Consider the following 11,933-nt stretch of genomic DNA (forward strand, 5'->3'; position numbering starts at 1 on the left):
GGCAATGCGCTGGCCGCACATGTTCCTTACGTTGTCGCCGACCTATATGGGTATTGCGCAGGCGGCCTATGATTTCACCGTGCGCTATCTGCGCGGCGAGGTTCCCGGCATGCCGCCGGTCAAGCGCAGGATGTATCCGACCAAGCAGATCGCGGTCGCGCAAATGCAGATCAAGCTCGAGCAGATAAAGGCGATCTGGTTTCAGGCGGTCACCGAGGCTTGCGCCAATCCGAGCAAGGAGCAGGTGTTGCGGGCCTACGCCGCACAATATTCGGTCATGGAGGGTGCCAACGAGCTCGCAGCGCTGGCGATCCGCACTTGCGGCGGTCAGGCCATGCTCAAATCGTTGCCGCTGGAGCGTATCTATCGCGACAGCCGTTGCGGCTCGCTGATGCTGCCCTGGACGGCCGAGCTCTGCCTCGATCGCATCGGGCGCGAGGCGCTGTACGAGCCCGGCGAATCGGACGACTGATTGTGGACCTCTGTCATCTGATCGATCGCAACGCAGCGTTCGCGCCGGACAAGCCTGCGATCCATTTCGAAGGCGAGAGCTTGAGCTATGCGGCCTTTGCCGTGCGCATCGAGCGGACCGCCAGCGCGTTGAAGGCTGAGTTCGGCGTCGGCCGCGGCGATCGCGTCGCGATCCTGAGCTTGAATCGTCCCGACTACCTCGTCCTGCTCTACGCGTGCGCACGCCTCGGCGCGATACTGGTCCCGCTGAACTGGCGGCTCGCGGTTGCCGAGCAGCTTTTCATTCTCACGGATGCCGGCGCCAAGGTGCTGGCGCTCGAAGAGGCTTTTTCCGGCGTAATTCCTGAGCTGGATCGAAGCCTGCCGGGCATTAACCTTGTTGGTCTCGACTTCGCGCCGCCGGACGGAAGCACGTTCGATTCACTGCTGGAATGCGACAACCATGATGGGCGCAATCCACATGCCGATCTCGCTTGCCCGCTCCTCATCGTCTACACGTCGGGCACGACTGGCCGGCCAAAGGGCGCGGTGCTGCGTCAGGAAGCGCTGTTCTGGAACGGCGTCATGAGTCAGCACATGCACAATCTGACGTCGGACGACCACGTCCTGACGGTGCTGCCGTTCTTTCATGTCGGCGGACTCAATATCCAGACCACGCCGGCGCTGCAGTTGGGTGCGACCGTTACGATTCATTCGCGTTTCACGCCGGAGGCAGCGCTTGCCAGCTTCGAGCGCGACCGCCCAACGCTGACCGTATTGGTACCGACGATCCTCCAGGCGGTGAGCGATCATCCCGGCTGGGGTGCGGCCGATCTTTCGTCATTGAAGGCCGTCGCCACGGGATCGACCATCGTGCCGCCGCACCTGATCGAACGCTTCGTCGCGCGCGGTGTTCCGGTCTTGCAGGTCTATGGCTCGACCGAGACCTGCCCCATCGCCGTCTACACCCGGCTCGGCGGCGATTTATCGCGCGCGGGCTCGACCGGCCTGCCCGGCCTCTGCTGTGAAGCAAAGGTGATCGGCGCTGACGGCGCCGAGGTGCCGCCTGGAACGCCTGGCGAGATCGCAGTGCGCGGTCCCAACGTCTTCTTCGAATATTGGGGCGACCAGGACGCCACCCGCGACGCGCTGCATGACGGCTGGTATCGCACCGGTGACATTGGCCTGTGCGATGACGACGGATATTTCTGGGTCCGGGATCGCAAGAAGAACATGATCATTTCCGGTGGCGAAAACGTCTATCCGGCCGAGGTCGAACGCGTCCTGCTGGAGCATCCTGACGTTAGCGAGTGCGCCGTGATCGGCAGGCCCGATCCGCGCTGGGACGAAGTGCCGATCGCCTATGTGATCCCGCGCTCAGGCCGTCGGCCCGACGCGGACCAGTTGAAAGCGCATTTGCAGGCGCAGCTCGCACGCTACAAGGTCCCGCGTGAGATCGTCTTTGTCGCCGACCTGCCTCGCACGGCGCTGGGCAAGGTGCAGCATTTCCTGCTGAAGAAGCTCGACGCGCAGTCGCGCGCGCAAGGAGAAGTCTCTTGAAGATTGCCGTGCTGGGCGGCGGCAATGGCTCGTTCGCGGCCGCCGGCGATTTTGCTCTGTCCGGGCACGAGGTTCGGCTCTGGCGGCGCGATGGAGAACGAGCGGCGGCCCTCCGCGCGGCCGGCTCGCGCATTCTCGTCAAAGACCACGGCGGCCGGCACGAGGTCAAGCTTGAGCTTGTCACCACCGACATTGCCGAGGCGATCAGCAACACCGAGTTGATCCTGTGTCCGGCCCCGGCCTTTGCCCAGCCGGATATCGCTCGCCTGCTTGGGCCGCACCTACGGGACGGACAGGTCGTGTTTCTGCCACCGGCAACCTTCGGCTCGATGATCTTCGCTCAGGCTTTGCGCGATTGCGGCAATCGCGCCAAGGTGAGCTTTGCCGAAACCGGCACGCTGCCCTGGCTGACGCGCAAGCATGGGCCGTTCGAGGTCGCGATCACGATCCGCGCCAAGCGATTGCCGGTCGGCGTGTTCCCGCTCAGCCAGGCGCCGCACGCGCTCGATGTGATCGGCCGTGCGTTTCCAGGTGCGATTGAACCCTGTGGAGACGCTCTCTCCGGCGCCTTGATGAACGCCGGACCGATCATTCATCCGCCGCTGATCGTCATGAACGCCGGCCCGATCGAGCATTTTGAACGTTGGGACATTCACAAGGAAGGCACGCAAGCCGCGATCCGCCGGGTGACGGATGCGCTCGATGCCGAGCGCATCGCGGTGCGCGAAAAGCTCGGCTACGGAGCCCCGCACTTCCCGCTCGCCCACCATTATGCAAAGGAGGGCGAGATCTGGATGTACGGCCGCGGCTCGCACGATCGCCTCACCGACTCCGGCGATTGGCGCGAGCGGATCGTGCTCAGGGACCACCGCTACATGCGGGAAGATCTCCAGCTCGGGCTATCGTTCCTCGTCTCCGTCGCTGAGTTGGCCGGCGTTGCTACGCCGCTCGCGAAAGCCTTCCTCTCCATCGGAGGCGCCATCTGCGGCGAGGATTTTGCTCAAGGCGGTCGTACCCTCGCAAGCCTGGGCCTCGGCCAACTCAGCCAAGCCGAATTGCAGACATTGCTGCGTGAGGGCTTTGACCGATGACCGCCCGCACCAACATCGCCTGTCTCGGCGCCGGTCGCATGGGTCGCGGGATTGCGGTCGCCTTCGCTTATGCCGGGCATGCTGTCACCATGATCGACGTCAAGGCCCGTTCTGCGGAGGAGTTCGCAAGGCTTGAGGCGGAAGCGTTGAACGAGGTCCATAAGACATTCGCGAGTCTGGCGCGCCTGGGACTACTTACCGAGGCGCAAGCCGACATGCTCGTCGGACGAGTCTTGGTGGTCCCGGCCAGTGAAAGCGAAGCTGCCCTGTCCAGCGCCGGCCTCGTCTTCGAAGGGGTCCCCGAAGTCGTCGCGCTCAAGCGCGAGGTGCTCGCCGCCGCATCAAGGCAGGTCCCGCGTGACACCATCATTGCTTCCACGACATCGACGATCCTCGTCGACGATCTCTCCGGTGTGATCGAACATCCGGGCCGCTTCCTCAACGTGCACTGGCTCAATCCGGCCTATCTCATCCCGCTCGTCGAAGTCTCGCCGGGCGCTGCCACCGATCCGGCCGTTGTCGATCAAGTCAAGGTGACGCTCGAAGGCATCGGCAAGGTGCCGGTGGTCTGCGCCGCAACGCCCGGCTTCATCGTGCCGCGCATCCAGGCGCTGGCCATGAACGAGGCCGCGCGCATGGTCGAGGAAGGCGTTGCAAGCGCCGAGGAGATCGACAAGGCCATCCGCTACGGGTTCGGCTTCCGCTATGCCGTCCTGGGGCTCCTGGAATTCATCGATTGGGGCGGCGGCGATATTCTCTACTACGCCAGCCGCTACCTCGAAGGCGCGCTTGGCAGTGACCGCTATCGGGCGCCCGAGGTCATTTCCCGCAACATGCAGGAAGGCCGGATCGGACTTCGTACCGGCGCGGGCTTCCTCGACTATTCAGGCCTCGATGTCGACGCCTATCGCGAGACGCGGCTGAAGGCGATGGTCGACCTGCTCCGGCACTTTGGCCTTGCACGGCCGCCAGTGCTCGACCGCGACTAGCCGAACACGTCCTGCAGCACGCCGTCACGCACGACCGCAACGCCGTCGAGCTCGATCGTGGTTCCCATCATCGGCAAGTCGAAATGTCCCGCAGTGTAGCGGCCGGCAAATTCGTTCGCGCCGGTCGAGAACAGGAAGTTGCCGGAGACCGCGCGCAGTTCGGTGCCGTTGGTGTCGCGCTGATCGTACATCGACAAGGCCTCATAGCGCGCGCCCGGGTTCATGCCGAAGCCCACATGCGACACCGCATAGGCCTCCCGGTCACCCCACGCAGCGAGATAGGCGCGCATCATCGCAGCATCAGTGCCCTCGCCCTCGAGTTCGACGACATAGTCGTCTTTCAGCGTCATCTTCACCGGCGATGTCAGGTAACGCTTGAAGGTGAGATTGATGTCACCCGGCGCCATGACCAGAGTCCCGTTGATGGTCCCGCTCTTCGGAAAGCTGACGACGATGCCGCCCGGCCAGTGCGCGAGCGTGCCCGGCTTGTCGGTCCACCCCCAGACCCCGACCGTCGAAGCCCCGACCATGTCGACATCGAGCGCGGTGCCTGCCTTCGACGTGACGCGCATCCGCTTCGTTCCGCGCAGCATCTTCGCCGCTGCGCGAACCCGCTTCTCGAGCGCTGGATCGGGCACCATGCGCTCGAGCGCTTCAGGGTGCTCATTGGAAATCACCAGAATGCGGGCACCGGCCTTGAGGATTTCCGGCGTCTCCACGGCATGCATCAAGCCTTCGATCGTGCAATCGACCACGAAACCAGCCTGCTGGAGCGCGCTGATGACGGGCGCCATCCCCTGGATCGCATCGCTCGCCCCGGTGGATCGGACCGGCACGATATGGCGGTTTCTGGGCGTGGGCATAACGACGTGGAACGGTCGCGCGCCCAGACGCAACAGAGCGAGCTCCGCCAGCTGCACGTTGAGCGCACGCGACTGGGTTTCCGAAAGGATGGCTGCCGCATCGCCGGCCCTGACAGCGCACCGCTCAAAAATCTCGCAGAACGCGTCGATCCATTTCGCCTCGATCCGATCTGCCAGCATGATTCACTCCCCGACTTTCTTATTCTCTTGTTCGCTCAGATCACGCCTCGGGAAAACCCCGCAGCAGGTACGACCGCGCGGCTTGCAACAGGGCGTTCAGGATCAATCCCAGCAGGGAGATCGTGATCAACGGCACGAACATGTCAACGGCCTGGAACGTGCGGGCCGCAGTGATGAGCACATGGCCGAGGCCGTCGGTCGACGTGATCATCTCGGCCAGGAACACCACGATGCAGGAAATAACAAGTCCGATGCGGCAACCCGTCAGGATCGACGGCATCGCGGCCGGCAACACGACCTTGAGCAAGATCTCCCGCCGCGGCGTACCAGCCGCCATCGCCGACCATCAGCTTCTGCTCTACGGTGGAGGCGCCATAATAGGTGGACAAAAGGATCGGGAACAGCGCGTCTGCAGCGACCAGCGCGATCTTCGATTCATGACTGAAGCCGAGCAGCAGCAGCAGCGCCGGATAAAGCGCGACTTTTGGCAGCGGCGCGAGAACCCGCACGAGCGGCCGCACGACGCGGTTGATCGCAGGACTCGCAGCCGCCACCATACCGATGCCGACTCCCAGCGCGACCGCAATCAGAAAACCGGCAAATAGTCGGAACAGGGTTGCGATGATCTCCTGCTGAAAACCGGCGGTGGCAAGCTGTTGCAGCAACCGCGTAAAAACGAATCCCGGTGGAGGCAGCAACGCAACTGGCGCCACCCCAAACGATACCAGTCCCTGCCACAATGCGATGAGCAAGGCGATCGGCAGAAGCCCGAGGAGGACGTCCATTGAGAGCGCGCGCGACTTCATGAAAAGCTCAGGGGAATGTCGAACTGGGGCTCCGACCACCGCACCAGGCGTGCCCGGACCTTCTCGAAGGCAGCATCAAGGCCTATTCCCATGGCACCGACGATAATGATCATTGCGAAGACGGTGTCGTACTGGCCCATGTCGAGCGCATTGAACAGGATATTGCCCGCGCCGGACTGACGGGCGATCATCTCGCTGGTGATCATGGTGATCAGCGCCAGCACAAGTCCAGTACGACAACCGGTCAGGATTTCCGGCATTGCCGCTGGCAGCACAATGCGGACCAGGCGTTGTACAGATGACAGGCCCATGGCGGCCCCGGACCATAGCATCTTCTCTTCGACCGCCTTGGCGCCTTCAAAGCTGTGATAGATCACCGGCAGGCTGACGCCGAGGAAGATGACAAGCGTCTTGGCGATATCGCCGACGCCCAGCCAAAGCATAATGATCGGCATCAACGCCGCCTTTGGCACAGGATAGATCACCATCAGAAGCGGATTGAAGAGAGCCGCCACGGCCCGGCTCCGCCCCATCAGCAGCCCAAGTGGGATCGAAACGGCGACGGCTGCGGCGAAGCCGATGGTCATGCGACGCAGCGATGCCAGGATATTGATCAGGGCCTCCTTGTCGCCAAGGATGGCCGGAACCGCACGCATGGCCTCGAACGCGGTTGGGAAGCCGTCGTTCTTCAGCGCAAGCGCCGCCACCTGCCACGCGGCGAGCAGCCCAACGCAAGCGAGCAAGGGAGCAACGCGCCGGCCAATGGCTGCGGACCAAGTCATGCGTTCGCACCAGCTTCATCGCTGTCATCGAACATGCGTTCGATATCAACGACGTATTTCTGATAGCGCGGGTCGAGTAACAGCTCGGTCCGCCGGCGCGGCCGCGGCAGATCGATATCGATCACCTGCCGGATGCGGCCGGGAGATCGCGACATCATCACGACCTTGTCTGAAAGAAACACCGCTTCATCGACGGAGTGAGTCACGAACAGAACCGTCTTCCGGTCGCGTTCCCAGATGTTGAGGAGGTCGTTCTGAAGCCGCGTACGCGTGTGAGCATCGAGCGCTCCGAAGGGCTCGTCCATCAGCAACACTTCGGGATGGTAAGCGAGCGTACGGGCCAGCGCGACGCGCTGCTTCATTCCACCCGACAGCTCCTTGGGAAAGAAATTCTCGTAGCCCTTGAGGCCAACCATCTCGATCAGCGCGCGACTCTGTGCCTCCGCCTCAGTCGCGCGGACGCCTTGCTGACGCGGCCCGTACATCACGTTGCCGAGGACGGTCTTCCATGGAAAGAGCGCGAACTCCTGAAACACCGGCCCGCGATCGGGCCCGGGTGCCGTAATCGTCTTGCCCTTCATTTTCGCAGAGCCGCTGGTCGGACTGACGAAACCGCCGACGATATAGAGAAGCGTCGACTTGCCACAGCCGGACGGTCCGAGAATGGAGACGAATGCGCCTTCTTCGATCGCCAGCGAGATATCGGACAGCGCAAGGTGATCCTTGCGCGCCGACGTTTGAAAGATCTGCGAAACACGATCGATCTCGATGATTGCGGTCGCGGGCTGTTGCGCCGGCACTTGGGCCGTCATCTCGCTCGATCTCGAAGGCAACACCTTCATGCCGTCTCTCGCCTCATGCGTGCGCGACTCCGAATACGAACGACCTGCTCAATTCCCTTAACGATTGGCCTCGACCTAGCAAGAAACTTGCCAGACGAATGCCGTTCCGACGCTCGCCCCGATCACTTGAACCACGGCCACTCCGCTGGCCCCTCGTGAGTGACTGCTCCTCCTGGAGCCTGCCCAACGAGGCGTGCATATTTCGCAAGGGCCCCGGCGCGGTGACGCGGTGGCCGGGGCTTCCAGTCGCGCTGGCGGGTTGCGAGTTCTTGTTCATCGACCAACAGGTCCATGCGACGGCCGCCGGCGTCGATCCTTATTCTATCGCCATCGCGCACCAGCGCCAACGGACCTCCGACAAAGGCTTCAGGGGACACGTACCCGATACACATGCCGCGTGTCGCGCCGGAAAAACGTCCGTCGGTGATGAGGGCGACCTTCTCGCCCATACCCTGGCCATAGATCAGCGCCGTGACGCCGAGCATCTCGCGCATGCCGGGACCGCCAACCGGTCCCTCATTGCGGATCACGAGGACCTCACCCGCCTTGTAGCTCCGGTTGCGCACGGCGTCGACACAGGCCTCTTCGTCTTCGAAGACACGCGCCGGCCCTTCAAAGGACAAGTTCTTCAGTCCCGCAACCTTGATCACGGCACCATCAGGGCAGAGACTGCCCTTCAACACCGCGACGCCTCCGTCGCTCATAATGGGTGTACCGGCCGAATAAATCACTTCACCATCCGGCGCGTTGGAGCTGCCATACTCGTCGGCAATCGTTCGACCGGTGATGGTCAGGCAGCTTCCGTCAATGTGTCCACTCTGGATCAGTTCTCGGATGACGACGGCCGCTCCTCCGATATCGTAAACGTCCTTTGCAGTGTACTTGCCGCCGGGACGCAGATTTCCAATCAGGGGGGTGCGGGCAAAAACCTCACCGACATCATCGATGGCGAAGGAAATTCCGGCCTCGTTCGCTATTGCCGGTAGATGCAAGGCCGCATTCGTCGAGCCGCCGGTGGCGGCGACAATTGCAGCACCATTTTCCAGCGCCTTCCGCGTGACGATATCGCGCGGCAGTGGCCCGCCGCGCTCGAGCATTTCCATGACGAGCCGGCCCGCACGCCGCGAGACCTGCGCGCGCTCCGGATAGACGCCGGGGATCATCGAGCAATTGGGGATGGTGAGGCCCATCGCCTCCGAAACCATCGCCATGGTGTTTGCGGTGAATTGTCCGGCACACGCGCCGATGGTCGGCAGGCAGCTCCGCTCGATCTTTTCGAGCGTGGCACGCTCAATCTCGCCGGTCATGAAACTGCCGACCGCCTCGTAGGAATCGAGGACGGTCAGCGTTTTTCCTTCGAGTCGGCCTGGCAATGCGCTGCCGCCGTAGATGAAGATCGACGGCACGTTACAGCGGATCATCCCCATCATCACACCGGGAAGCGTCTTGTCGCAGCCGCCGAAGCCGATCAATGCATCGTAGGCAAGGCCGTGAACGACGGCTTCGATGGAGTCAGCGATCAGCTCGCGTGAAAAGAGGGAGAATTTCATCCCCTCGTGATTCATGCTGATCCCGTCGGACACCGAGATCGTCGTGAACTCACGCGGAGTTCCGCCGGCCTCCTCGATGCCCGCCTTGGCCGCGTCGACCTGGAAATCGTGCGTCATGTTGCAGGGCGTCTGCTCGCCCTTCATGCTGACGACGCCGATCATCGGCTTGGCAAGGGCTGCGTCATCCAGACCCATCGCACGCATGAACGCGCGATGCGGCGCGCGGTCGAGGCCGTCAGTCGTTACCCGGGAGCGCAGCTTCTTCATGCCTGTATCATCTACATTCGACGTCCCACGCAATATTGGGACGCCGCAAATTGTTCCGGCTATTCGCCAAGTTGCCTATTGCAACGGCGCAACGATGGTCGGATGCTTGAACTGCGCAACATCCAGTTTCGGCAGCATGCCGGTCTCGGCGTAGATATCCAGCATCTTCTGGATCGCCGGGAAGTTCGGCGCGGCGCCTGGATCGCGCCCGAAATCATTGTCCTTCAGCAAGTAGGTGTCGAGGACCGGGATCGGAGCCTTGAGCACCTCCGAGACCACTTTCAGCGTCTCTTCGCGGTTCGCCAGCGCCTTCTTCATGCCCGAGGTGATGTCGCGCACGTAGGCTTTCACCAGCTCCGGATTCTTGTCGACGAAATCGGCGCGGCAGGCTTCGAGGATATGCACGATGTTCGGCATGGCCTGCGACAGCGAAAACAGCTTGCGCGTGCCGCCCTTTGCTTCCGCGCGCGCAGCGAATGGCTGGTTCATGTTGACGGCGTCGACCCGGCCCTGCCGTAGTGCGTCTTCCGAGACCGCAAAGCCGACCTCGACGAGCTTGATGTCCTTTGCGGGATCGACACCGTTCTGCTTGAGCAGCATGTTGAACGGCCCCTGGGTGCCGCCTCCGATCACTGAAATGCCGACCGTCTTGCCCTTGAGATCGGCGATCGTCTTGATCGGTGAGTCGTCCATCACCGCCCAATAGACCGAAAAGCCGCCCGGCTTCTCGAACACGTGCTGAGCCACGATGTAGGCTTTGAGATTGCCGCCAACCACGCCATTGGACAGCGACAAGGGCGCCTGCGTGGCGCAGTCGAGCGCGCCGGCGGCGAGTGCCTGCGTCATGGGCGCCGTGCCCTGGAATTGCGTCCACTCGATGTTGTAGGTCTTGCCGAGGTCGGGAAATTCGGCCGGCCGCCGCATCATCCAATATTTGGATTCCTCGGCCGGAATGGTCCAGCCGACACGGATCGTCTGTTGCGCCTGCGATGAGCCCGTGCTCGCGGCGATAGCCGCAGCCGCCCCAAATGCCAGGATCCACTTTGAAACCGTCCGCATCATGCCCGCTCCGCTGCTTCGGCGCCGACCGGCGCCACCCAATCCGACCAGGAACCAAATGTTTCATGGTTCAAACAGTCAGGCAAGCCATGCGCACCGACGCAATTTCCCCATCAGCTCCCGTGTATGTTAGGGCGACATTCAACCAGCATTGCACCGCGACAGAAGGAAGCGACCCATGGCTGAATCCGCAGGCGCGAACCCGCATCCCGCCGAGAAGCTCGGCTATCTCGGCCTCGGATTGATGGGAGCGCCTATGACCCGACGGCTCCTCGCGGCCGGCTATGAGGTGGCGATCTGGAACCGCTCGGCCGCGAAGGCGGCCGCGCTCGTCGAAGTCGGCGCGAAACGCGAAGCCAGCCCCCGGGACGTTTTGACCTGTGCCGGCATCGTTTTCATGTGCCTGACGGATGCCGCGGCGGTCGAGGAGGTGATCTTCGGCCCCGAAGGACTTTCGGCAGCCCCCGGCGCGGGCAAGCTCGTCGTCGACTTCTCATCCATCCATCCGGATGCCGCGCGCGACATCGCTGCGCGGCTTAAGGCGGCAAACGGTATGGGCTGGATTGACGCACCGGTCTCGGGCGGCACAAAAGGAGCAGAGGAAGGCACGCTAGCGGTCATGGCGGGCGGAGATCCCGGAGATGTCGAAAGGGTGCGGCCGTACGTCCTCACGATGGCACGCAGGCTCACACACATGGGCCCGATCGGCGCCGGCCAGACCACCAAGCTCTGCAACCAGGTGATCGTGGGCTGCGCGATGGCCGTCCTAGCCGAAGCAACGCGACTTGCCGTGAACGCCGGAATCGACGCAGAACGGCTTCCGGAAGCCCTCGCCGGAGGCTTTGCGGATTCCATTCCCCTTCAGCTCTTCGTCCCGCGGATGGTTCAGGGCATTCACTCCCCGCCGCTCGGCTACATCGCGACCATGCTGAAGGATCTCGACACCATCGCCGATGTCGCTCACGCCACCTCGACGCCTGTGCCGATGGCCTCGCTCGCCGGGCAACTGTTCAGACTTGCAAGCGCGAGCCGCGGCGCGGATGCCGATGCACTGGAGATCTACAAGCTCTCCGCGCCGAAAGATTGAATTGGTTCGGATGCGGGCGCCGAACTGGTCCGTCTTACGAGGAGTTCTGGCGATCATCGTCCGGCAAAAAACGCCCGTAGGCCCCCCGCGCAAAAAGCAGAGGTTCGTTTCGATTGTAGGAGTAGGCCTCGACCGCTCCAAGAAAGATCACGTGGTCGCCACCGTAATATCGATTGACAGACCGGCACTGAAAATTGGCAACGCTTTCGGCAAGCAGCGGCGCGTTCCCGAGCCCGGGACTCCAGCCAACACCAATGAACTTGTCGTCCGAAGATTTTGCGAACTTGTTCGCAAGCGCCTGCTGCGAGGCGCCGAGCACGTTGACTGCGAAATGGCTGGCATTCTGAAATACGGTCAGGCTCGACGAATAGACCACGAGGCTCCAGAGCACGAGTGGTGGATTGAGA

At 62.8% G+C, this 11,933-nt stretch carries 11 protein-coding genes and 1 pseudogene; 5 read left to right on the forward strand and 7 right to left on the reverse strand.

The window, feature by feature from the left end:
* The 4 genes from Q2941_RS48110 to Q2941_RS48125 all read left to right on the forward strand — a co-directional run.
* On the forward strand, window positions 1-472 hold a 472-nt coding region (locus Q2941_RS48110), incomplete at its 5' end, for an acyl-CoA dehydrogenase family protein (protein WP_458197043.1).
* A gap of 2 nt (window positions 473-474) precedes the next feature.
* Window positions 475-2,010: a class I adenylate-forming enzyme family protein gene (locus tag Q2941_RS48115; protein WP_458197044.1), complete on the forward strand. Its 1,536-nt coding sequence runs from the start codon at window positions 475-477 to the stop codon at window positions 2,008-2,010.
* Window positions 2,007-3,101 carry an NAD/NADP-dependent octopine/nopaline dehydrogenase family protein gene (locus Q2941_RS48120; protein WP_458197045.1) on the forward strand — a complete coding sequence of 365 codons (1,095 nt, stop codon included), beginning with the start codon at window positions 2,007-2,009 and terminating at the stop codon, window positions 3,099-3,101. The genes Q2941_RS48115 and Q2941_RS48120 overlap by 4 nt, the downstream gene beginning before the upstream one ends.
* Entirely contained in the window at window positions 3,098-4,090 is a 993-nt protein-coding gene (locus Q2941_RS48125; RefSeq protein WP_458197046.1) for a 3-hydroxybutyryl-CoA dehydrogenase, read from the forward strand. The genes Q2941_RS48120 and Q2941_RS48125 overlap by 4 nt, the downstream gene beginning before the upstream one ends.
* On the opposite strand, the gene Q2941_RS48130 is transcribed toward Q2941_RS48125, so the two are convergent.
* From Q2941_RS48130 to Q2941_RS48155, 6 genes and pseudogenes are all read right to left on the reverse strand, one after another.
* On the reverse strand, window positions 4,087-5,133 hold the full coding sequence (locus tag Q2941_RS48130; RefSeq protein WP_458197047.1) for a 2,5-dihydroxypyridine 5,6-dioxygenase NicX family protein: 1,047 nt from the start codon (window positions 5,131-5,133) through the stop codon (window positions 4,087-4,089). The genes Q2941_RS48125 and Q2941_RS48130 overlap by 4 nt on opposite strands.
* A gap of 40 nt (window positions 5,134-5,173) precedes the next feature.
* Window positions 5,174-5,939 (reverse strand): annotated as a pseudogene (locus tag Q2941_RS48135) (ABC transporter permease).
* Window positions 5,936-6,721: an ABC transporter permease gene (locus tag Q2941_RS48140; protein ID WP_458197048.1), complete on the reverse strand. Its 786-nt coding sequence runs from the start codon at window positions 6,719-6,721 to the stop codon at window positions 5,936-5,938. Before Q2941_RS48140 ends, Q2941_RS48135 begins: the two are co-directional and overlap by 4 nt.
* Entirely contained in the window at window positions 6,718-7,563 is an 846-nt protein-coding gene (locus Q2941_RS48145; protein ID WP_458197049.1) for an ABC transporter ATP-binding protein, read from the reverse strand. Before Q2941_RS48145 ends, Q2941_RS48140 begins: the two co-directional genes overlap by 4 nt.
* Before the next feature lie 122 nt (window positions 7,564-7,685).
* On the reverse strand, window positions 7,686-9,380 hold the full coding sequence (gene ilvD / locus Q2941_RS48150) for a dihydroxy-acid dehydratase (RefSeq protein ID WP_458197050.1): 1,695 nt from the start codon (window positions 9,378-9,380) through the stop codon (window positions 7,686-7,688).
* A 75-nt stretch (window positions 9,381-9,455) separates the two neighbouring features.
* The gene (locus Q2941_RS48155; RefSeq protein ID WP_027528443.1) at window positions 9,456-10,439 is read right to left on the reverse strand and encodes an ABC transporter substrate-binding protein; all 984 of its coding nucleotides are present in this window, start codon (window positions 10,437-10,439) and stop codon (window positions 9,456-9,458) included.
* A 178-nt stretch (window positions 10,440-10,617) separates the two neighbouring features.
* Here Q2941_RS48155 and Q2941_RS48160 point away from each other — a divergent pair, with 178 nt between their 5' ends.
* Entirely contained in the window at window positions 10,618-11,526 is a 909-nt protein-coding gene (locus Q2941_RS48160; RefSeq protein WP_458197051.1) for an NAD(P)-dependent oxidoreductase, read from the forward strand.
* A 34-nt stretch (window positions 11,527-11,560) separates the two neighbouring features.
* On the opposite strand, the gene Q2941_RS48165 is transcribed toward Q2941_RS48160, so the two are convergent.
* The coding region (locus Q2941_RS48165; protein WP_458197052.1) for a flavin reductase family protein at window positions 11,561-11,933 on the reverse strand (373 nt) is incomplete at its 5' end.

The organism is Bradyrhizobium sp. UFLA05-153, assembly GCF_054185185.1.

What these genes read in the sequence shown, in the direction of transcription:
- Q2941_RS48155 (WP_027528443.1), bottom strand. Translation starts at nt 10,439, where the DNA reads ATGCGGACGGTTTCAAAGTGGATCCTGGCATTTGGGGCGGCTGCGGCT.
- Q2941_RS48130 (WP_458197047.1), bottom strand. Translation starts at nt 5,133, where the DNA reads ATGCTGGCAGATCGGATCGAGGCGAAATGGATCGACGCGTTCTGCGAG.
- Q2941_RS48160 (WP_458197051.1), top strand. Translation starts at nt 10,618, where the DNA reads ATGGCTGAATCCGCAGGCGCGAACCCGCATCCCGCCGAGAAGCTCGGC.
- ilvD (WP_458197050.1), bottom strand. Translation starts at nt 9,380, where the DNA reads ATGAAGAAGCTGCGCTCCCGGGTAACGACTGACGGCCTCGACCGCGCG.
- Q2941_RS48125 (WP_458197046.1), top strand. Translation starts at nt 3,098, where the DNA reads ATGACCGCCCGCACCAACATCGCCTGTCTCGGCGCCGGTCGCATGGGT.
- Q2941_RS48145 (WP_458197049.1), bottom strand. Translation starts at nt 7,563, where the DNA reads ATGAAGGTGTTGCCTTCGAGATCGAGCGAGATGACGGCCCAAGTGCCG.
- Q2941_RS48140 (WP_458197048.1), bottom strand. Translation starts at nt 6,721, where the DNA reads ATGACTTGGTCCGCAGCCATTGGCCGGCGCGTTGCTCCCTTGCTCGCT.